20 protein-coding genes are annotated in these 21,506 nt (G+C 60.6%); 9 read left to right on the forward strand and 11 right to left on the reverse strand.

All coding sequences use genetic code 11. The annotated features are described in order from the left end of the window. The first annotated feature begins 176 nt into the window (after window positions 1-176). Window positions 177-1,238, forward strand: a complete 1,062-nt coding sequence (locus I6I71_RS05670) for a Cj0069 family protein (RefSeq protein WP_052205258.1) — start codon at window positions 177-179, stop codon at window positions 1,236-1,238. A gap of 72 nt (window positions 1,239-1,310) precedes the next feature. Here I6I71_RS05670 and I6I71_RS05675 read toward each other — a convergent pair whose 3' ends face one another. After that, the gene (locus tag I6I71_RS05675; RefSeq protein ID WP_201822967.1) at window positions 1,311-2,024 is read right to left on the reverse strand and encodes a hypothetical protein; all 714 of its coding nucleotides are present in this window, start codon (window positions 2,022-2,024) and stop codon (window positions 1,311-1,313) included. Between the two features lie 2 nt (window positions 2,025-2,026). Then, window positions 2,027-2,437 (reverse strand): DUF3151 domain-containing protein, encoded by a 411-nt coding sequence (locus I6I71_RS05680; RefSeq protein WP_201822970.1) that lies wholly within the window; start codon window positions 2,435-2,437, stop codon window positions 2,027-2,029. A 79-nt stretch (window positions 2,438-2,516) separates the two neighbouring features. On the opposite strand from I6I71_RS05680, the gene I6I71_RS05685 reads away from it, so the two are divergent. After that, window positions 2,517-3,341 (forward strand): DUF4282 domain-containing protein, encoded by an 825-nt coding sequence (locus I6I71_RS05685; RefSeq protein WP_201822973.1) that lies wholly within the window; start codon window positions 2,517-2,519, stop codon window positions 3,339-3,341. A 171-nt stretch (window positions 3,342-3,512) separates the two neighbouring features. Next, window positions 3,513-4,037, forward strand: coding sequence for a hypothetical protein (locus I6I71_RS05690; RefSeq protein ID WP_201822976.1), 525 nt, complete (start codon window positions 3,513-3,515; stop codon window positions 4,035-4,037). A gap of 12 nt (window positions 4,038-4,049) precedes the next feature. Here the strand turns inward: I6I71_RS05690 and I6I71_RS05695 are convergent, their stop codons facing one another. Genes I6I71_RS05695 through I6I71_RS05710 form a run of 4 tightly spaced genes read right to left on the reverse strand, consistent with a single transcriptional unit; the run spans window position 4,050 to window position 6,719 of the window. Next, window positions 4,050-4,643 carry a Maf family protein gene (locus tag I6I71_RS05695; RefSeq protein WP_201822980.1) on the reverse strand — a complete coding sequence of 198 codons (594 nt, stop codon included), beginning with the start codon at window positions 4,641-4,643 and terminating at the stop codon, window positions 4,050-4,052. Then, a complete protein-coding gene (locus I6I71_RS05700; protein ID WP_052205252.1) occupies window positions 4,644-4,838 on the reverse strand; it encodes an acyl-CoA carboxylase subunit epsilon in 195 nt (64 codons plus the stop codon). Between the two features lie 12 nt (window positions 4,839-4,850). Next, window positions 4,851-6,272, reverse strand: coding sequence for an acyl-CoA carboxylase subunit beta (locus I6I71_RS05705; RefSeq protein ID WP_201822983.1), 1,422 nt, complete (start codon window positions 6,270-6,272; stop codon window positions 4,851-4,853). A 33-nt stretch (window positions 6,273-6,305) separates the two neighbouring features. Then, the gene (locus tag I6I71_RS05710; protein ID WP_201822986.1) at window positions 6,306-6,719 is read right to left on the reverse strand and encodes a DoxX family protein; all 414 of its coding nucleotides are present in this window, start codon (window positions 6,717-6,719) and stop codon (window positions 6,306-6,308) included. A 122-nt stretch (window positions 6,720-6,841) separates the two neighbouring features. Between I6I71_RS05710 and I6I71_RS05715 the strand changes: the two genes are divergently transcribed. Genes I6I71_RS05715 through I6I71_RS05725 form a run of 3 tightly spaced genes read left to right on the forward strand, consistent with a single transcriptional unit; the run spans window position 6,842 to window position 9,418 of the window. Then, window positions 6,842-8,158 carry a hypothetical protein gene (locus I6I71_RS05715; RefSeq protein WP_201822989.1) on the forward strand — a complete coding sequence of 439 codons (1,317 nt, stop codon included), beginning with the start codon at window positions 6,842-6,844 and terminating at the stop codon, window positions 8,156-8,158. 36 nt (window positions 8,159-8,194) lie between these two features. Next, a complete protein-coding gene (locus I6I71_RS05720) occupies window positions 8,195-8,917 on the forward strand; it encodes a biotin--[acetyl-CoA-carboxylase] ligase (RefSeq protein WP_201822992.1) in 723 nt (240 codons plus the stop codon). Between the two features lie 27 nt (window positions 8,918-8,944). Continuing rightward, complete coding sequence (locus tag I6I71_RS05725; RefSeq protein ID WP_236587423.1) at window positions 8,945-9,418, forward strand: hypothetical protein; 474 nt, start codon at window positions 8,945-8,947, stop codon at window positions 9,416-9,418. Between the two features lie 24 nt (window positions 9,419-9,442). Here I6I71_RS05725 and I6I71_RS05730 read toward each other — a convergent pair whose 3' ends face one another. The 4 genes from I6I71_RS05730 to budA form a co-directional block, all read right to left on the reverse strand. After that, window positions 9,443-13,138, reverse strand: a complete 3,696-nt coding sequence (locus tag I6I71_RS05730) for a UvrD-helicase domain-containing protein (protein WP_201822995.1) — start codon at window positions 13,136-13,138, stop codon at window positions 9,443-9,445. 10 nt (window positions 13,139-13,148) lie between these two features. Next, entirely contained in the window at window positions 13,149-16,172 is a 3,024-nt protein-coding gene (locus tag I6I71_RS05735) for a PD-(D/E)XK nuclease family protein (protein WP_201822997.1), read from the reverse strand. A gap of 67 nt (window positions 16,173-16,239) precedes the next feature. After that, window positions 16,240-17,169, reverse strand: coding sequence for an ADP-ribosylglycohydrolase family protein (locus tag I6I71_RS05740; protein ID WP_201823009.1), 930 nt, complete (start codon window positions 17,167-17,169; stop codon window positions 16,240-16,242). A 100-nt stretch (window positions 17,170-17,269) separates the two neighbouring features. Continuing rightward, a complete protein-coding gene (budA, locus tag I6I71_RS05745; protein ID WP_101734008.1) occupies window positions 17,270-17,989 on the reverse strand; it encodes an acetolactate decarboxylase in 720 nt (239 codons plus the stop codon). 7 nt (window positions 17,990-17,996) lie between these two features. On the opposite strand from budA, the gene I6I71_RS05750 reads away from it, so the two are divergent. The 3 genes from I6I71_RS05750 to I6I71_RS05760 are packed head-to-tail and all read left to right on the forward strand — an operon-like array spanning window position 17,997 to window position 20,203. After that, complete coding sequence (locus tag I6I71_RS05750) at window positions 17,997-19,214, forward strand: 5-(carboxyamino)imidazole ribonucleotide synthase (protein ID WP_414017450.1); 1,218 nt, start codon at window positions 17,997-17,999, stop codon at window positions 19,212-19,214. Window positions 19,215-19,218: 4 nt separating this feature from the next. Next, a complete protein-coding gene (gene purE / locus I6I71_RS05755; RefSeq protein ID WP_052205246.1) occupies window positions 19,219-19,719 on the forward strand; it encodes a 5-(carboxyamino)imidazole ribonucleotide mutase in 501 nt (166 codons plus the stop codon). After that, window positions 19,712-20,203 carry a YdcF family protein gene (locus tag I6I71_RS05760; protein ID WP_083439780.1) on the forward strand — a complete coding sequence of 164 codons (492 nt, stop codon included), beginning with the start codon at window positions 19,712-19,714 and terminating at the stop codon, window positions 20,201-20,203. Before purE ends, I6I71_RS05760 begins: the two co-directional genes overlap by 8 nt. An 8-nt stretch (window positions 20,204-20,211) precedes the next feature. Here the strand turns inward: I6I71_RS05760 and I6I71_RS05765 are convergent, their stop codons facing one another. Continuing rightward, entirely contained in the window at window positions 20,212-21,000 is a 789-nt protein-coding gene (locus tag I6I71_RS05765; RefSeq protein WP_101734009.1) for an acetoin reductase, read from the reverse strand. Window positions 21,001-21,506: the final 506 nt, after the last annotated feature.

Raw genomic sequence — 21,506 nt, forward strand, 5'->3', positions numbered from 1 at the left:
TGTGCAAGAAGCAACGGGCCCAAGATGGGAAAAATTGGTAAGATCTAACCCTTATTAATGCGGGTAGCGGGGTGGTGTGAAGTTAAACACTAAATGCCGTACTAAGTCGGCTAATACACCTTGGGCGCAATAAGGTCATACATGAAACATGTTGATCTACTCCGAAGGGGAACGTAGTGAAGAAGGCAATTGTAGTTTTTGAGGTCGAGGGCGGCTCCGACAAGTACATTGACGGCCACCGCAAGGACACCATGCCGATTGTCAATGCGATCAAGGACAAGGGCTGGCACGCTGAGGTTGTCTTCTTCCGCCCTGAGTGGTCCGAGGACCTGTTCAAGTACGTTTCCGAGAACTTTGATGCGTACATCTCCCGTGTGAACCCGGGCAACATCCCGGGCGGCGAGAAGGGCTACTTTGACCTGCTGACCCGACTGTCTGAGGCTGGCCTGATTGGCATGTCCACCCCGGAGGAGATGATCTCCTACGGCGCGAAGGACGCCCTGGTGAAGCTGAACAAGACGGACCTGGTCCCGTCTGACACCGCCGCGTACTACGACGTGGAGACGTTCAAGAACACCTTCCCAACCTCCCTGTCCTACGGCGAGCGTGTGCTGAAGCAGAACCGTGGCTCCACCGGTTCCGGCATCTGGCGCGTGCGCCTGGCGGATCCGGAGCTTGCCGCTTCCGTGGAGCCGGGTACCGCTCTGCCGCTGGACACGAAGCTGCGCTGCACCGAGGCTGTGGACAACCACACCGAGGAGCGCGAGCTGGGTGAGTTCATGGAGTTCTGTGAGCAGTACATCGTGGGCGACAACGGCATGCTGGTTGACATGCGTTTCATGCCGCGCATCGTCGAGGGTGAGATCCGCATTCTGCTGGTTGGCCCGCACCCGGTGTTTGTTGTGCACAAGAAGCCGGCTGAGGGCGGCGACGCGTTCTCTGCAACCCTGTTCTCTGGTGCGAAGTACACCTACCAGAAGCCGGAGGAGTGGCAGGAGCTGGTTGACATGTTCGCCGACGCTCGCCCGGTCATCGCTGAGAACCTTGGTGGCGATAACATTCCGCTGATCTGGACCGCGGACTTCATGCTTGCGGATGATGACGAGACGGGTGAGGACACCTACGTTCTCGGCGAGATCAACTGCTCTTGCGTCGGCTTCACCTCTGAGCTGGACATGGGCATCCAGGAGATGGTTGCAGAAGAGGCAATCGGCCGCGTGGAGGCAAAGCACGCCTAAGGGCTTTCTGCTTGCCGACGTCTAATGCGTCCCCCACCACCCCACCACTTTTCCCAGTGGCCGGGGTGGTTTTTAGTCGTAGGTGCCGAGCATGTAGAACCCGCTTCGGTCGCTCCACCGTTGGTAGAACTCGGCCACGTTGCCTTCGGTGGCGGCGATGCCGCCGCTTTGGGTTTGAATACGCACGGTGTATTGGGCGGTGAACCCTTCGGCAGTGGAGCGAGTACGTTCGCTCCAGGTAAATTCCAGCACCTTGTCTTCGACGAGTTGGATGGAGTCCACTCGGCCGAAGATGTGCATGTCTATTTGTGGTTTGCCGTAGGAGTAGAACGCAACACCGTCGGTAATAGAACCGGCTGTGCCGGCGGGACCGTTGACGTCGCCCAGCTGGCCGTCGAAGACGATCCAGGACAGGGGCGCGCAGGGATCGTAGTGGTTATCAATGTTGTCGATCCAGAAGTTGTAATCACTGCCATCGGCTGCAGGCATCCGGCCCGGTGCAGTGCCGGTCTCATACTGCTTGCGTGGGTCCTTCGGCAGGTTCGCGCAAGTGTCGTCCGGCTGCGAGGTGGTTTCCGGCGGAGCCTGTGTTGAGGTTGTGGTGATGACCTCTGTAACCGTGGGTGTTTCGGATGCCGCTTCTGGTGCTGCGTCCACCGAGGTGAAAATCGCCTCCGTGGCGCTGTGCTGCCTGGGCTGTTCAGCGCCGCCAGCGCCGCACGCGGCGAGTGCCAACGGCAGGAGTAGTGCGGCGCCGGCGAGCCCCGCACGGGTGCTGGCTGTCATTTTTACGCCTCCTGGCTGTCCAGAAGCCCCGCTACGCTTGCCGGGTCAGCGTCCGAAAGCATCTGGCGGCAGCGGTCGTACTCAGCGTCATCGCCAATAACCTTGGACGCCAACGCCAACATCGCAATCGCCTTTAATACCGGCTGGTTTGCCTCGTGCGATGCCGGGACCGGACCCCAGCCCTTCCAGCCGTTGGCGCGCAGGCGGTCAAGCGAGCGGTGGTAGCCGGTGCGCGCGTAGGCGTAGGCAACAATCTGGTTGCCCTCGGCCAGTTCACGCTCGGCGCGAGCCGCCCACACAGCGGGGGAGTCAGGGTGGGCGATTGCCGTTGCATCATCCAGCAAATCGTTACCGTGAGCCGGGTCTTCAGGCAAGTGAACTGGCGGGGGAGCGAGCATATCGTTGAATTCCATGGCCCTACGTTACCGCGCAAAGGCAGACAGAGGCGTCTAAAGTGGGGGACCGAAAACTTTTCAACGATTAAGGAGAGTCATGTCCAACCCGTACAACCCGAATGGTGCAGACGACCAGAACGACAAGCCGGATTTCACCGCGGAGCCGACTCCGGAGACCTCTAGCGAGCAGACAACTGAGTTCGGCAGCACCGCTGGCAGCACGTCCAGCAGCGCTGACTCCGCTGCGTCTGAGTGGGGCACGCCTTCCCAGCCGCAGTATGGCCAGGGTGGTTACACCCCGTACGGCGAAAACCAGTACGGCCAAGGCGGCTCCCAGGGCGGTTACGGCCAGGGTGAGCACCAGCAGCAGGATTACTCCCAGCAGCAGTACCAGGCGCAGGGTCAGGCACAGCAGCAGGGCCAGTATGGCCAGTACGGCTACCAGCAGCAGGGCCAGTACGGTCAGGGTGATTTCCAGCAGGCGCAGTACGGCGCTGGTTACCCGCAGGGCGGCTACCCGCAGGGTTACGGTCCGCAGGGTCAGTATGGTGTGCCGTCGAGCAACAACGGTCGCAAGAAGCCTGGCGACGGCTTCTTCCAGGCCCTGTTTGATTTCTCCTTCAGCCGCTTCATCACCATTGACTTTGCCAAGGTTATTTACGCTATCTTCCTGGGTCTCATCGCACTGGCCTGGGCGGCTGGTCTGATCGCTTCCCTCATCGGCTTCAGCGAGGGTGTTGGCGAAGGCTTCCTGGGCCTGATCGTGTACTTGATCGTGGGCACCGCGTTGGCGCTGTTTGCTACGGTTGGTGCGCGCCTGAGCCTGGAGTTCTACGTGGCCACCGTGAAGACTGCGCAGAACACCTCCAAGCTTGTTGAGTTTGATCAGGACAAGGCGGACAAGGCAGATTCTGACGCCTAGTAGCTCACTAACGCCCCAAGCGTGATGGGCCCGGCCGTGTGGTCGGGCCCTTTTTGCTGGTTCTTTTTGACGGCAGATTGCCAGCTGACGGCAAGGGTGCTTTGGGGTGTGCAACTTTATAGTGGGGCCTACCTGCCCGGTTTCAACCTGAACTGTTGCAAAGGAGTCCCGATGGCAAGCGCAATGTATACCGCACGAACCGGCACGTATGAAGAGTTCATGGACGTTTTTGATCCCGAAACAGATGACGTGACTGCGATGCTTCGTGAGGGACTGATTAACCCCGACCCCGAAGCCCGCGCCAAGATTGCAAACGACATGTTGGACAGGGGAGCAGACGCCGCGTCGGTGGAGTATGGCAACAGCACGCTTGCGCTGCTGCTTGGCGGCAATGAGCGCCTAGGCAAGGGCGACGGCGCGTTGGCGAAGCGCTTGGTTGCTAGTGGCGCTGATGTGAACCGGCGTTCCCGCGGTGATCTGCCGCTGCGTCTGGCCATCACAATTGATGCGGATGATGACGAAGAGCGTCGTGAAGTTTACGAAGCCCTCTTTGGATCTGAGGATTTGGATTTAAGCCTGCCGTCGAGCGAGCGCAACCCGATCAACACGATTGGCGGTTGGCTGCGGATGAACATAGACGGGCGCCCCGGCAAGCTCGATGTCCTGGACGAGTTCCTCAAAGAGAGCGGCTACTAGGACAAGCGGCTACTAGGACTCCCAGAAATCCGAGGCATCCAGCCCGAAGCGGTACAAACACTTGCGCAGCAGCGGCATTGATAGGCCGATGACGCTGGTTGGGTCGCCGTCGATGGAGTCGATGAACCAGCTTCCGAGTGCCTCCAAGGTAAACGCGCCCGCGCAGCCCAGTGGTTGGCCGGAGTGGGCGTAGGCGGCGATGTCGGCGTCGGACACCTCGCCGAAACGAATCGCGGTGGAGACCGTGTCCACCACCCACTCGCCGCGGAAACACACCGCGTGGCCCGTCAACAGGTGCGCTGTCTTGCCGCGCTGTGCTTTCCAACGCTCAATCGCTCGCTTGGGGGTGTGCGGTTTGCCCAGCAGCGTGCCGTCTAAAAGCAGCATGGAGTCACACCCAATGACCACATCTTCCGGAAACTCCGGTGCAACCGTCTCCGCCTTTGCGCGGGCGAGGGCGCTGACGATGTGGTGCGGTTCAGCGTCTGCAAGCTGAGCGATCAGCGCATCCTCATCAATGTTGGCCGGGCGAAGGAAGGGGCGAACCCCGCCTTGCTCGAGCAGCATGCGTCGCGACGGTGACTGCGACGCCAGCACCAACCGCATCTAGAAATACACCGCGCTATGAAACGCGTGCGGGTTAAACAGCGGGCCGCGGTAATTGCGCGGGGCAGGAGCGCCCCAACCGTTCGCGTCCGCAGGAGCGGCAGCCGAGTTCTTCGCCTTCAGCTCCTGCAGCACCTGCACCAAGGCAGCCAGCTCGTCTTCAGTGGGATTGCCCTTTAGAACCTCAATATCCATTGCAAAACCCTCCTACAGCGGCATATTGCCGTGCTTTTTCACCGGCGGGTAGACAACCTTGCGCTCCAGCAGACGCAGGCCCTCAAGCACCTGGGTGCGGGTCTGGGAGGGCTCAATCACCGCATCTACAAGACCACGCTCGGTAGCCACGTACGGGTTGAGGTTTTCGGCCTCGTACTCGGCGACGTCAGTACCAATAGCCTCGGCAGCCGTCGCGGCATCCGCCAGCGCGATCTGCGCAGTCGGCCACGCAAACACCAAATCAGCGCCCAAGCCCTTCGAACCAAGCAGCGCATACGCGGTGCCCAGCGCCTTGCGCGTAATCACAGTCACCGTGCCCACCTGGGCCTCCGCGAACGCGTAGGCCAGCGCCGCCGCGCCGCTGAGAGGGGCATCCTCGCCAGCAGGAATAACGGCATCCGCGCAGTCCACGAACTGCACCAACGGCAGGTTGAAGCCGTCGCAGGTGCGGATGAACCGCGCAGCCTTGCGTGCCGCGGCACCCGTGAGCGTGCCACCATCAACCTGCGGCTGGGTGGACACAACGCCAACGGCACGGCCACCGATGTGCGCCAAGCCAGTGAGCACGCTGCCAGCCGTCTGCGCGCCGAGCTCGAAGAAATCACCGTCCGTGACCGCGTTGATGATCTCACGGACGTCATAGTCCTGGGGGTCATCGTCTGGCATGAACGTGTCCAGGTCTAGCTCGGAAGCCTTCTCCGCTTCCGTGCCCAGCGGGGAAGCGGCAACGTTGTTCAGTGGCAGGAAAGCCAGCAGGTCGCGCACCTGGGCAATTGCCGCAGCGTCCGTGTCCACAGTCAAGTGTGCCTCGCCGCCATCGAAGGAAGCGCCAGCCACCTGGACCACGAAATCTGCCAGCGGCACCGTGGTTGCCGGAAGGGATGCAGTATCACCTGCTACCACGGCGATCTGCGGCACCAGACCAGACGCCTGGGCGGCTGCACGCAAAATCTTCGCCTGCATGTGGGCAGTAACAATGCCCTCCTGGAAACGCGGGCCAACCGAGTCATAGATGCCAATAACCGGCACGCCGGTCTTCGTTGCCAACTCGTAGAGTTTCAGGATTTTTTCGGCGTAGACTTCGCCCATCGCACCGTCGAAAAGCGAACTGTCCTGGGAAAACACGAACACGCGGCGGCCATGCACAAGACCGTAACCAGTGACCACGCCGTCGGTGGCGGGCTTGGTGCGGTACATCTTGTAGGCCTCGATCCGGTGGCGGGCCAGCGCGTCAGTCTCCACAAACGTGCCGCTATCCAGCAGCAACTCAACGCGCTCGCGGGCGGTGGCGCTGCCGCTTTCGCGCACGGCATCGATCGCCTCCTGACCGGCAGGGACCTGCGCCTCGGCGAGGCGATCGCGCAAATCCTGGATGCGACCGGCGGTGGTGGTCAAATCGGGTTTGGAAGTCATGGGGACCTAGTTTAGTGCTACAACTGCCTGTGCCTAATCAGGGCGAGATGGCCGTGTCACACGCCACGCAGCCTGGATGAGTGGGATCTGCAGCGGAAGGCGCGCAATCCCGGCAGCTTGCTGGTACCAGGGCTTCTTGCGCCACTTCCAGCTCATGTAGAAATTTGCAGGCCACACCGCCGTCAGCAGCGCGGCGGACAAGTATCCGCCGGCGCGACGCATTGCCGCTGACCTGCGTACGTGATCTGGGTTGCTGCGCGGGCCAAGTGCTGGGGAGGCGAGCAGCACCGCGGCGAGCAATTCGGCGGCTCCGGAGGCGTATGTGTAGTTGCGTGCGGGTCCTGGAAGCTGCGGCGGGACAATGCTGTCGAAGGGCTCGGGTTTGAGGAAATGGAGCACACCGGAGCTGACGAACAGCGGAATGAGGGTGTTGGAAGGGATCTGCATAGGCATGATCGTACCCGGTTTTGGGAACAAGTGTTCTGAATTTTGAGAGGGTGTGTGGGGTACGCCTTTTACACTGAAATCCCAACACCGGGGAATGAGATTTTTGGACAAAGGAGGTCCTTATGAACACACCAGAGCGACAGCGCGAAGTACTTTCCTTCGACACCACCATCCACGGCACGAAGCTGCACGCAGAAGTTGAAATCAGCCCGCGCGGCACCCAGTACCTGACGGAAGCACAGATGGATGCCACCCGTGCCTTGCTCACGCACCTGGCAAACGTTGCGGCTGAGTACCAGCCGGAGGAAGACACGCGCGATGAATCGCTGGATGCCTACGTGGTGCTGGCAGACACGTTCCAGGTACTGGACCTGGCACGTGCGGCGGTGGATTCGCGTCCGAAGGAGGCGATGCGTTACTTCTGGCACGCAGCATCCAACCTTGAGGTGCTGCAGGCGTGGGACCCACGTTTTACCCAGGCATACCTGGTGGCGCGCTACGGCGAGGAGTTGGCGGGCAACTTCGTGCTTGAGCCTCTTGAGGAGCTGTGTGAGCAAATCGAGTCCTGGATGCCGCAGCGTTACGCGGGCCCTGGTTTTACGCAGCGCCGCGTAGTGGTGGATGACCGTCAAAGCGCGGAGGATTTCCAGCGCACCTTAACGCCTGACCATGAGGCAGTCAGCGTGCTCATGGTGGATGATGAGGACTTGCCGGCTGATGAATACCAGCTCACCGGGCGCACCGTGCTGCCTGTGCCGATGTTCCCGGACGGCACGCTTGATACACGCGCCATGGTGCGACGCATCATGGATGACCAGTTTGTCACCTGCAAGTTTCACACTGACCGTCCTGCCTTCCACCTCCTGCGTACGCTGACCAGTGCTGCCCAGATGCAGCTTGTAGAGCGTCGTGGCAGCACGCCTGTGGAGTTCTACTCCCATCTGGCGCACGCCAAGCAGCTTTGCCGACTGGCACGCCAGGACCGCTTCTTGGCAGACGGGGTATATCGCCGCACTGTGATTGGTGCGCTCTACAGCAGCCTGATTACCGTGTCGTTGTTCAGCGACGAGTGGGTGATGCCGAAGTACCTGGCCAAGCTCGCCGCAACGCTGAATGAAGACCTTGGCAGTGATGATGTGATTTACACCGTCCACGCCATTGAAGCTTGGTTGCCGCGTGACATCCGTGAGCTGATGCCGCGCGTGTGGAACGAAAAGCTTGACACACAACTGCAGGAGCCCTTGGTAGCCGGCTTGAATGTCCTTCCGGGCGCGCGCTTCGTTGGCGTTTTAGACGAGCAGACGCAGGCGGATTTCGAGGAAACCGGGCTGCCCGACGTGGACAAGTTCAGCCCCATCGATTTGGGTCCCGAGCTGGGGGAAGACGCACTTGAGGTGCTGTCCATCCCCAACATCTCGGTGTTCCGCACTTGGGTATAGGCATCAAGACGCCTGCGCGTCGTAGGCTTGGAAACCATGAGCGTGAAAAACCTCCAGCGAATCCAGGAAGCGGTCGCACAGTATTGGTCTGATGTGCAGTGGGTTGAAACCACCGGCTCCACCAACGCGGACATGCTGGATCGCGGCACACCCGGCAGTGTGCTGATTGCAAACGAGCAGACGGACGGCAAGGGCCGGCTTGGCCGCCACTGGGTGTCCCCCAAGGATGCCCAGCTAGCTATGAGCATGGTGCTTGAGGTCCCGGAGCCGGCACCGGCGTTCGGGTTGCTGTCCATTGCGCCGGGCGTGGCAGTGACAGACGTGCTGCCGCAGGCGCAGCTGAAGTGGCCGAATGACGTGCAGATTAAAGGCAAGAAAATCGCAGGTATTTTGTCTGGCCTGGACTTTCCAAAGGTTGTTGTGGGCATTGGCATCAACCTGAACATGAAGGAAGACGAGCTGCCCACAGACATGGCAACCGCACTGAACCTTGAGGGCATCGACGTTGATTTTGATGACTTCACCATTGCAGTACTGAACGCCATGGGGCGTCGCTTCCAGCAGTGGACGCAGCGCGACCCGCAGCTGTTGGAGGATTACCGTAAGGTGTGCTCCACCATCGGCCAGCCAGTGCGCATCGAGCTTCACAACGGTGAAGTGGTTGGCACCGTCGACGGTGTCAATGATGAAGGCGAAGTGATCATTGACGGCACCGCGTACGCCGTTGGAGACGTGCACCACCTGCGGCCAACCAGTTAACGCAGCCAGCTAGTAACATCTACCCGCGTGGCACGACAGGCGCACAAACAGGTGCAGTTCAAGGTAGGCGAGGACGAAGTGGTCCTTGCTGACGTCACTGCGCCCGTCAGCGACCTGATCTTCCCCCTGCTTGAGCTGATTTTGATCACGGGTATCTGCTGGATCGCCATCGGCTGGATGGATGTCACCGCCACAGTCCCCTTAGTGGCGCGCAACGCCATGGTCATCCTGTGGCTGGTCTTAGGCTTTTGGCGCTTTGGCCTGCCGGTGATTCGGGGCCGCCGCCGACGCTTCGTGGTCACCGATCGCAGGGTGCTTGCCCGCGGTCGCACAGGCAAGGTCGATTCCATCCCGCACTCCCAAATCCACTCAGTTCGCCGCAACCGCGGGGAATTGTGGGTGGGGGTCTACGGCTATCCCCGTCCCATCAGGTTTGAGCAGGTGGGTAAGACCCGCGCGCTGGAGAAGCTGCTGCAGTCACAGCTCCGCGGCGGGTTCTAGCGCGAAAGCTCTAGCGCGAAAGCTCTAGCGCGAGAAATCCACCACCTGGCTTTCGTCGCCATCCTGGAAAATCAGCTCTAATCGCCCCACCTCAGTGCCAAGCGTGCGGCTAAGAATGCGGGCGTACAACTCGAGCTGCAGGAAGTAGCTGGCTACGCGCTCGGGTGTGGCGTATTCGTCGGTCTTGTAATCCGCAATGACCCACGTGTCCCCGTCGCGGTAGAGCAGGTCGATATACCCATTGACCGCAATCGTTTCTTCCTTCGTCACCGTCTCCTGCGAATCGGACGGGTTGGGCCTATCGAACTTGACCCCGGTGACGTGGCCTGCGATAGGCAACTCGCGGTAGACCACGTCGGAGTCCAGTGCGCGCATGTATGGCTTCGACGCGGAGAACGCACGTGCCGTTGCCGCGACCTGCGCAATTGCCGTGTCAGGGAGGCCATACAGCGCGGCAGCGATGGCGCTCAAGCGGTTCACGTCCCCGTCGGAATCAGGAAGGCGTTCCATGACTTCATGCACCGCCGAGCCGAAAGCGGCACCGCTGTCACCACGTCTCACGTTGGCGTTTACTGCACGGAAAACGTCGGTGGGAATCACACCTTCGTGCTCAAGCTGCATGCGCACCGCTGAACCTGTCATCCGGGTGGCGTAAGGCGCCTCATCATGCGCTTGCGCCCGGCTGATGTCTTGCTCGGTCGCGCTCGCACTGTCTGCGGCGTGGGCGATGGATGTCACGCCGAGACGCTGCGTGAGCGCGGCTGCGGCGTGGAGGAGCGCCTGCTGCCTGTCTGGATTTGCATTCGACAGAGCCTGTTCGGACACAGAGGCGCGCAAGCCCAAAGGCGGCAGCGGGTCTGTTGGGGCATTGAGTGAAGCGCGGTCCTGCAGTTGAATGAGTGGGGCGATTGCATCGAGCGCTTGAATAAGCGGCGTGCCGCGGACAGCTTTCCGCTTATTCGCCTTGGTCAGGCCGATGTGGAGCGGCACTGCCAACACAGACTCAGCACGCGTGAGCGCGACGTACGCGAGGCGCTTGAGTTCGTCGGCAGACGCGGCTGTGTCGAACTTCTTCCAACGCTCATAACCCGGAGTGCTCACACCTCCCAGCTGCACCTCCGCAACTTTCGCTTCGCCGCGGGAGAAGCCCTTGTTCGTCTTGTTCGGTGGCGGAGGGTTGCTGAATCCCGCAGCGATAACCATTGGAAATTCGAGGCCTTTTGACCTGTGAATCGTCATGACGCGAACGCCATTGGCGTTGTTGTCCAAAACCGGGTCATGCGCGGAGCTGGCGTTGTCGGTTTGCTCATCAGCCCAGCGGACGAACTCACGCAGCCCCAAACCAGTTACTCGCCCGAACTTGTCTGCCAGGGCAATCACCTGCTCAAGGCTTCCCAGATTGTCAGTGCGTTGCGACGCCACGTAGGCGTTACGAAGCTCGCACTCACTCACCACATGGCGCACAAGCGTACCGACGTCCAACGCCTGCGCCTCCAACGCCTTTGCACGGAGCCAGTCGCGTTCTTGCTGAACCTTCTCCTGTGCCTGTTCAAAGCCCGCAGCACCAGCTTCAGCTTTCGCGGCGGCTGCGAGTTGTGCATCGGAGCAGCCCAGAAGCGCAGTACGCAGCGCCGCTACCTGTGTGAACGCGTCAGCTGGGTCGCTGATCGCGCGAAGCACGGTGAGCAGGTCGCTGACCTCAGGAACCCGGAAGAGCAGCGTTGAGCCTTCCGACACACTCGGAATATTCGCGTTGCTGAGCGCACGGACGATTCGCCGGGACTCACCGTTCGTTGGAGTGAGCACTGCGATGTCAGAAAACTGCAGCGCCTTTGGGGTTGCTGTGCCCTCGATGAGGTTGCCTTCGGCATCCGTTTCAAACTCCGGGTTATGGCGGTAGTATTCCCCGCCAACGTTGCTCGTCGCTGCCCTGATGAGTGCAACAATGTCTTCTTCCTCGGCTTGCTTGATCTCGGCAGCAGTGCCAGCGGCAGTGTCTTCCTCGTGCAGGAAAATAACTTTGCCGGGAAGATCCCGGGTGTCGCCGTCGGGGAGGTTATACGACTGCGTTGGTTGTGCTTCCATCGCTTCGTAGGAGGCTTGCGTTGGCAAGCCCTCGCCGCGTGTACCGTCCAGAATGTGCGGGAACACCTGGTTAATGGCGGAAACCACTGCGGTGGAGGAACGGAAGTTCTGGTACAGGTTCAGCAGCACGCCGTGCCCGCTTCCGTCGAGGCCATAACTTGCTTTCACGCGGTCGAAGCTGTCGATGTCGGCGTTGCGGAAGCGGTAGATCGACTGCTTCGGGTCGCCCACTACGAAGAGGCGCCCAGGAACCGGGGTGCCGTTCACCTCGCCGGATGCGATGGCTCGCACAATGTCATATTGCACTGGGTCCGTGTCCTGGAACTCGTCGACGAAGATGACCTCGAACTGTTCGTGCAGCGCGGTGCGGATGTTGCCGTTGTCCTCACCACACACCAGCTCGTCAGCAAGGAACACCATGTCGTGGTACTCAAGGGTTCCTTTTCGCAGGCGGGAGTCTTTCTGTTGGAGGACTAGAGCCGCAAGTACTGGCAACACTCCTGTGAGCGCCTCAGTAAGTCCTGGGCGGCCGCGCTTTTCGAAAGCGTTATGCATGTGCACCAACATGCCTTTGACCTGGGCGCCAGCTTTGCCCCCCTTGACGTTCTTATCAACGTCCGAAAGATACTCCGCTGTCGCGTCGGGGATTGCGAGCTTCTCCCAATCTTTAGCCGACAGCCCGCCAGCCCTCGGAAGGATGGGCTGCCACAGCTTCGCTGCGGCAGCATCCGCAACATATGGCTGGATTGCATCGCGATAGGTTGTCAGCGCCGCAAACAGCTCATCGTTCTCTGGTACGAAGTTTTTGACCTCGTCGTATGTACCGTCCACGGCATCAAACATGCGGCGGACATGTTCGGCGTCACCTTCGACTTCAAAGCGCGGCGCCTTCAGGGTTTCGCCCAGCTCTCCCCAGCGCTGATCCATCCAGCAGGCAACGTCAGCGAGACCCTCTAAGCTCGCGCCTTCGGTGACCAGCAGCTGCACATCAGCTGCAACTTGAGCAGCGTCAGTGTGTCTAAGGCCGTAGGTGCGCTTAATCTCCTCAAGTTCTGCTAATGCCGTATCGTCCGCCTCGATGAGGCGGGTCAGCATCTCCACAATGGCGTCAGAGCGCAGGCTCAAATCAACCTGCTGCCGCAATTCATCAACCTTGTCCACCTTTGGCGGCAGACCAGCTTCCAGCGGAAACTGCTTCAGCAGTCGGAGGCAGAACGAGTGCAGGGTGCCGATTACCGCGCCAGGCAGCGACTCCAAAGCGCGGTCTGCGCGGGCTTGCGCCTCCTGCTGGTCGACCTTGCGGAAGACGGTCGGGGCACTCTTAGCAAACGGTGCGTGGGTGCCGGTTGCGGCTACCTGTGTCAAAGCCTGGCGTAGATCAGAGACGAGTTTTCCTGCCGCGGCTTCCGTGAAGGTGATCGCTGCGATCTGGTCGACGTTGATGCCGTCGTCAATGATGAGGGTGAGCAGACGTTGGATAAGCGTGGTGGTTTTGCCGGACCCGGCTCCAGCCTGCACGAAGACATTCGAATCGGTGGACCACTGGATGAAGTTGCGACCGTTGAGGTCAGTCGCCATCGCATCGCCTTCCACGACAATATCGGCGGGGGACAGGTACGTGTATTGGGTAGACATCGTGTGCTCCTTAGTTCTCCGCGTCCGTCCGAAGTGCAAGAGGAATGACCTCATGTTCCGTGAGTGCTTCCGTCACGGAGTCGTACTGTTCCATGCCGATACGCAGCATCGATTGATCAGCCCAGTGAGTCTTGATCGCATGCGGAGGGAAGGTGCCTGCTGCGATATGGCCGTAGATGTGGGCCAGGTTGTCGCGCAGGACCTCGATGACGTCCTCTGTGATGTCGAGGGAAATATGCGCCTGCTCAACAGTCGGAGCTTGGAGGTACCAGTAGCGAGACTGGACGTCGCGTACTTTAGGCAGCCCTTCAAGCGCTTCGGCGATGGGGGCGCTCCACGGTTCAGCCGACTCCGACGCACGCGCAGCAACGCCCGCATTGTCGTTCGCGGCCCCGTGTACGAAATGCTCGTAGAGTGCGGAACCGTAAAGCGCGAGTTGGAAGTGGTATCCGTATTTCTCTGAACCGGTCGGCTGCTTGGCATCGATAACGCTGCCTAACGTTTTCCACTTCGAGCCGGTTTTGTAGTCAGTGATTCTGAGCGTGACATACGGGTCGCTGGAGTCAGTGCTCTCCGTTATTTTGTAGTCGACCCTGTCGATGATCCCGTTGAAGCTGATGGAGGCGGTAGTGCCTGCTGCGGTGGGGACGTCGATAGTCGGCGATGTGCGTGCGGTGTTATCACCGTGGTTGACCCCGAACGGTACTTCGGCCCCGATTGGGCGCCACCCCTCACCGAGGATCTCGGTGCGTTCCTGCTGGAACCATGCTTCGATGTCGCGGCGGACCGTGGTTGAGAACCCTTGCCAGACGGCGGCGTTCACGCGCTCGCTGCGCATCTTCGCCAGCGCATCATCCACAATTGCCTCCAACGCCGGGCGTGCAACCTGCTCCCACCACGAGGCCTCTGCAACGTCTTCACCAGCGGGGATGAGTACGTCTCGCGTCCAAGCTTCGAGGATGCTGTGGTACAAGGTTCCGCCCTCGGTGGCCTCGACACGCATGGTGCTGACCTTGTCCTCGAGCACATGACTGCCCAAAATACGTTCGAGGAAGAAGAACAACGGAGATCGTGCAAATGCTTCCAGGCGTGAGTTGGAGATGTCCGCACCGAAGACTTCGTTTGTGAAGTCCATGCCCGTGTAGCCATTGAACTCCGCGCCGGGGGCGTTGCCGTGGGCACCCTCTTCGCGGAAGCGCATGATGTCGCGGTATCGAGCAATGCGGTCATGCACAGTGCCCTGGGCGGTCTGGATCATCGATTCTTCGACGCTAGTAAGTGGCGAGACCATGCCTTGCATAAGCATGGAACTCCACTGCGGAAGAACACTCACCCCAGCCTTGGTCTTCACGGGTTCTTCTGTTTGCGCCCCATCGATGTGAGCAAAGTCGTTGTACGGGGTGGCGGTGAGGCCGAGCGATGCAAGACCAGCAGTCGAGGCCCATTGCGACGGTTGCGTCGACCCCGAACCGTCCTGATGGGAACGCGGATGCGTGATAATAACGCGTTGTGCACTGGTCAAAGCAGCAGTGAACGCTTGTCGACGACGTGAGATGAACTGCATCGCATCCGAGTTGGTCTGTTCGAACGTAGTAGTTGCAGATGGCGTGATCGAGCCTGGCAGCGCATCATCCAAGGCGCCGACAATAAAAGCAGTGTGCAGGCAGCGGCCTGCGAGCGACTCTAGCGGACCGATGCGTACGAGACCGTTGTGGTGCGTCGGCTGAGGCTGCTCAAACAGAGGGGCGACCGCTTCGAAAGCGCGCAATCGGGAAACTGCGCCATGTTGACGCCGCAACGTCCGCAACAGCTCATCACGGTAGATCACCTCAGCCTGGCGAGCCGGGCGAAGGGTTTTCCCGGCAGCGTCGGCGAAACGGTCCGCAAATTCTGGCCAGGATGTGGCAGTCCACATCTGGGTAAGCACAGCGCTCAGGTGGTGCACCCATCGAACGATGGGAGCTGCTCGCTGTTCAACCTTTTCGTTGCGGAAGGGTGCGTTCCAGTCTTCACCCGAATAAAACTGTTGCGCGGAATTTCGACTTACTGCGTCGAACGCAAACAACGACGGTACTTCTACGTCTGTTTTCTTGCGCTCCAGCGCACCGGTAGATAACAGCACCGTAAGGTCGCGACGGTTCATCTCGCTTGGGTCGAGGCGCAGTAGCGTCACGAGTGCTCGAAAATATGGCTCCTGCGACCAGACCTCTGTTGAGGGGGCCGAATATGAAATGCCAGCGTCATCAAACGCCTGGGTAAGGTACGGCAGCTGGCTTTCATTGCAGTACGCCACAGCGAGTTCATGCAGGTTAGCGCCTTGGTCAACGGCTTTTGCCACGCCGTGTGCAACGAACTTTGCCTCATCGGTTTCTGCTACGAGGGAAGCACGCTCGACAAAGGGCGTACATCCGTCAAACGTGACGTGGACGCTGTTCTGAGTAAGCCGGTCCAAGGCCCATTCTGCACGCGCGTCGGTGCTGAGGTTTCCAACCACGATGAGGGACCGCTCACTGACATACGCAACAGCAGCGTCGACAGCCTCTGGGTAGGTGTACACCGAAGCTTTCAGCCTGGCCAAGACGCTATCGGTCATCTGGGCACTGGCCTGTGGAAGCGTGATCCCCTTGTGTAGCTCCCGCCATGCCGGAGGAACGTTGGCCAGTTCGAACACCGCGTCCGTCATGCCTTCGAGCGTTGCAGCCGAGTTATTCAGGCGCTTGTCATGAAACACAGTGGACTGCGGAGCATCGTCGCGAAGCAGATCTGCAACCTCGTTGGCAACGTCTCGTCGCTGCAGTGGCTTACGGCCGAGCTGCCGCGCCGCTGTGTGCAGCAGATTGTCTAGTGACGTCACCTCTACGTTGGCGTACGGTGTTGGGCTGCTCGCGACCGCCGCGGTGACGTCATCGAGTGCAGTGGCAGCACACAGGACAATCACCGGTGTGAACGGGTCGGTGCCTTTCGCCTTGTCAACAGCGGAGACGATGGTCGAGTTATATTCCTCCCGGGTCAGTGGAGAGGGAGTGTCGTTCATGTTGTTTGACGGTAGTCGAGGAGCCTTGCCTCGGTGGGGCGAACTGTCGGAACTGGGTATGCCCATTTCAGCCCCTTTCCCAGGGGAGCAGCGGGTTGACTGGTAACTCATCAACAAGCGCCAGTGCTCCTTGAACCGAGAACTCCTCGGGACGGTCCGCGTGCTCGGTGCGATACGCGTCAACTACGTGCCGCCAGCGCAGGGGAATTCCTTCTTCCCCGTACTTTGCGCCGAGCATTGCACCGGCGATGGCGCCGTTGGTGTCTGTGTCGCCGCCCATTCCGATGATGGCTACGAGGTCATCCTCAAAATTGGTGCCATGTACTGCGAAATAGCAGGCGATGTTGAAGGCGTAGCGCACGAAGCCAATGCTGTGGCTAGCTACGTCCTCCGGCAATGCGTCGAGGTAGGTTTCCACCTCCTTGGCAAGCGGGCTCGATGCCGCCTGGAGCGCGGCCTTTGGCTCCTCACCAGCGATGATGCGCGCAAGTGCTTCGGTGTAGATACCGTTGATGTCCACCACGTATTCGTTCGGGTGGGTGAGCATCGCGTCTTTTTCGGCAGCAGTACGCGCGGCCGAGGGGCACTCCGCGTAGGCGATGGCAATGGGGCTGACCCGCATGAGCGCACCGTTGGCCTTGCTTTCAACATTGAGTTCATAGGGAGGACACAGTGCTGCGACACACGTGTACCCGATGTCCGGTGGGGACGATGCGGCCCAGCGCTTGTACGACGCGCGTACGTCTTCTTCGTCGTACTTACCGCAGCGCACGATGCTGCGGGCTAGGGCCAAAGCAAGTTCAGAGTCGTCGGTTGCCTGCCCTGGCGCCACGTTGAATGGCCCACCGCCGACCATTTCACGGACCCCATCCGGATAGAGCTCGCGGATGCTTGCAGGTGTTTCAAACTCAACTATGGCCCCAAGATTGTCGCCAATAATCTGGCCGTACATTGCACCGCGTGCGCGGCTTCGCGTGTCCTTACCCAAAACGTTCATAAAGCCTCCTTGCTAACAACCTTCATGCTAAGGAGCGAGGGCACACTCCAGCCGAGACTTTCGAACGCGGTTTCTAAAAGATGGACACTACCTCTAATAACTAGTCTTTAATCTCCGTGGTGTGCAGCTGCTCATCCAGGTCCTCCGGCGAGAGGTTGCCGCCCTGGAACGCTGCAGTCACGGGCAGGTGGAGCTCCATGTCGGTGCCAGGGCACAGTTCAATAATGGCCTCGTCGATGGTGTAGTCGAGGACGTGGCCACCTTTCTCGTGGGCGCTATCAAGAAAATGCACATGGCACCCCGGAATGCCGATGCCTTTTGCATAGCTTGGGGTACGGAAACCACCGATGGTGCCGCTGATGTTGGTGAAGTGGTGCTCCGTGTCGTCTCCAACCGCCTCCGACATGGGGCGATAGGGCTTTTCCTGCTTTGCGACGGTACGCGTAACCACCTCAGCAAACCGACCAGTAATCCGCACAGCGTAGAAGTAGTTGCGGCTGGGCTCTAGCGAATCAACAAACTCTGAAAGTTCGGCGCGGCGCATGCCACGTGGGGCGTCGACACGAATGCGCGGCACGAAGTTGGTGACCACGGTAAACGGCGTGCGCTGATCCAAATCCGCAATGCGCGCCTTGCCGTCGGAGGTCAGCTGGTGACACACACCGTCTAAAATCAGCATCTCCCCATCGAGCGCGTCAAAGGTGCCAAGGCCGAAGTTGCCTTTGCTCAAGATGTCGCCGATGGTCAGCTCGCCGTCATAGATACCGTCTAGCAGGGCAGTCATCAGCGAGTTCTGGAAAATTGTGTGCCGTTGGATCATCTCAGCCATGGGTTCGATCGTACGTTGCGGGGGGACTACAGTGGTTGGGGTGACTAACACGTACGGGATGCCGGTAGTGGCCATTGTGGGCGACGGGCAGCTGGCCCGCATGATGCAAACGGAAGCAATTGAGCTAGGTATTGGAACCCGCCTGCTGGCGGGCAGTAACGAAGCCTCCGCAGCACAGGTGATCGCTGATGCTCGCCTGGGTGATTACACCTCGCTGAAGGACCTGCAGGAGGCCACCGCAGGTACGGATGCGGTGACCTTTGACCATGAGCATGTGCCGAATGAGCATTTGCAGGTGCTTATCGACGCTGACGTGAACCCCGAACCACGCCCCGCCGCACTGATCTACGCCCAGGACAAGCTGGAGCAACGCATCCGCCTGCGTGATCTGGGCGCGCCGGTGCCGGAGTTCGCAGGCATCGCCTCGGCGGATGACGCCAAGGCGTTCTGGGATTTCGTTGATGGCGCGGTGTGCCTCAAGGCCACCCGCGGGGGTTACGACGGCAAGGGCGTGTGGTTCCCGGAGACTCTAGACGAGTGCCTGGAACTGGTCGAGGAGCTGCTAGGCCGCGGCGTTCCGCTGATGGGGGAGCGCAAAGTGCCCTTTGAGCGCGAGCTTTCCGCCATGGTGGCGCGCCGCCGCTCTGGCGAGGTGGCGGCCTGGCAGGTCGCGGAGTCAATCCAGGACGGCGGCGTGTGCCGCGTGACCATCGCACCCGCGCCGGGCATTTCCCCGGAGCTGGCCAAGCGCGCAGAGGACCTGGCGTGCCGCATTGCAACCGAGCTTGACGTGACCGGCGTGCTGGCCGTGGAGCTGTTTGAGGCCGGCGGCGAGATCTTGGTCAACGAGCTTGCTATGCGCCCGCACAACACCGGCCACTGGACGCAGAACGGGTGCGTGACCTCCCAGTTTGAGCAGCACCTGCGTGCCGTGCTGGATTGGCCGCTGGGCAGCACGACACCCACCGCACCGGTGACGGTCATGGTGAACACCCTTGGCGGGGATGCGGACCCGGAGATGCCAATGGGCCAGCGCGTGGCCGCCGTGATGGAGAAGTACCCGCAGGCCAAGATCCACCTCTACGGCAAGCAGTGGCGCCCGGGCCGCAAGATGGGCCACGTCAACGTTGTTGCCGATACGGTGGAGGTCGCACGCGCGGTGGCGGAAGACGCCGCGAATTACATCATCAACGCGACATGGCTGGATGAGGAGTAACACAATGCAACCGCTCGTAGGAATCATCATGGGGTCCGACTCTGACTGGGACACCGTTTCACCCGCCGCTGAGGTGCTGGCAGAGTTCGGCGTGCCGTTTGAGGTGGGCGTGGTTTCTGCCCACCGCACGCCGGAAAAGATGCTGGCGTACGCCAAGTCCGCGCACTCCCGCGGGCTGAAGGCCATCATCGCGTGCGCGGGCGGCGCAGCCCACCTGCCGGGCATGGTGGCCGCCGCAACGCCGCTGCCTGTCATCGGCGTACCGCGTGCGCTGGCGGATCTGGACGGGCTGGATTCCCTGCTTTCCATCGTGCAGATGCCGGGCGGCGTACCAGTAGCAACCGTATCCATCGGCGGCGCGAAGAACGCTGGCCTGTTGGCTGTGCGCATCTTGGGTGCGGGCGATCCGGCGCTGACGGAGAAGATGGCGCAGTACCAGGAGAACATGGCCCAGGAAGTAGAGCGCAAGGACGAAGCGCTGCGGAAGCGTCTGCTGGGTGAGTAATAGCTCTACAAACCCGATTGTGGTGTTGGGCGCTCGTGTTGCTGACGGGCGCCCTTCGCCCATGTTGGAGTCCCGCCTGGCACGCGCGTTAGAGATTTACCACGCCAACCCGCGTCCCGTGGTGGTGACCGGCCACGGCGAGGCAGAGGTGATGGCAGGCTGGCTTGCCCACCACGGCGTTGCACACGAACACATCGTGATCGAGCCGGATGCGACCTCAACAAACGAGAACCTGGAACACTCGTGGGCACTCTTTCCCGACGCCACGCTGCTTACCGTGGTGACCTCTGAATTCCACGTGGCGCGCACCCGCGTGTGGGCGTGGCACCTGGCAATCCCCGTTGAGGTCATCGGTGCGCCCATGCCTGCGGGCTCGCCGAAGCGGAAAGCAAAAAACTACTCGCGTGAAGTGATTGCTGTGCCGCATTCACTTGCGCGAGTAGTGTGGCGCCGCCTCATGCACAAGGCACAAGGCGGGCGCTGAAACAGTCTTTAGCGGTAGACCATGCCGCCGTCGGTAAGGATGGACTGGCCAGTGATGTAATCCGAATCCTCGGAAGCGAGGAAGGACACCAGGTTGGCCACATCCTCCGGGGTCTGTGCACGACCCAGGGCGATGCTTTCAACGTTCTTCTCGTAGGTAGCACCCAGCTCTGCGCCGGTCAGCTCGTGGAAGCGGCGGTCAATGTCCACCCACATGTCGGTGCCAACGATGCCCGGGCAGTACGCGTTGACCGTGATGCCGTCGCTTGCGTACTCGCGTGCAGCAACCTGGGTCAGCGCGCGCACCGCGAACTTGGAGGCGGAGTAAGCACCCAGGATCGGGAAACCGTCGTGGCCTGCGATGGAGGAAGCGTTGATAATCTTGCCGCCACCTCCGCGCTCCTTGAACTTGGCAGCGGCAGCCTGGATGCCCCAGACCACGCTCTTGATGTTGACGTTGAACATGGCGTCCAGCTCATCGTCCGTAATAGCGTCGATCGGCTGCACCTGTGCAATGCCGGCGTTGTTCACGATGATGTCGAAGCTGCCGAGCTCCTTCTCAGTGCGGTCGATAGCGGCAAAGACCTCATCACGCTTGGACACGTCGGTGCCGATGGCGATGGCCTTGCGGCCCAGCTTCTCAATCTGGGAAACGGTGTCCGCGCAGTTTTCTTCCTTCAGATCAAGCACCGCGATGTCCGCGCCGTCCTGCGCAAGTCGCAGTGCGATTGCCTGGCCGATGCCTCGTGCTGCGCCGGTAACAAGGGCGACCTTGCCGTCAATGGATTTCGTTGGCATGTAGTTCTCCTTCTCGTAGCGTTTCAAGTTCTGCGCCGAAACATCCGGCACAACCCACGGTACGGAAAGATCAGACTTTTCGCTTGGGGCTGAGTTGGGGTGACCTGGGGCTGACTTGGGGTTGAGTTGGATCAGAGCAGCGCGGAAGTCGTGGCGATGGGGAACCGCTCTGGGGTAAATCCTGAATTCTTTTGGATTAGGTCCATTGGCCACCTGCGGAAACTGAATTCCTTGCCCGATTCCGGGAAACAAATTCAGGATTTGTGGCACCGCCCTGGTCCCGGTTGGCCGCCTGGTTGGTGCGCTGACAAATGCGACGAGGCTGTTTGCGTTTGCCCAGGTCGCCACCCTGGCACTAAGGGCGTCACGTCACATTTGTCAGAGGGGAGCCGCCCAGCTGACAAATCCGACGAGGCTGTTTGCGTTTGCCCAGGTCGCCACCCTGGCACTAAGGGCCCGCTGCGCGATTTGTCAGGATCTCAACGGGAGGACACCCGGAACCGGCG

This window comes from Corynebacterium riegelii (assembly GCF_016728505.1).
GTDB classification, from domain to species: domain Bacteria; phylum Actinomycetota; class Actinomycetes; order Mycobacteriales; family Mycobacteriaceae; genus Corynebacterium; species Corynebacterium riegelii.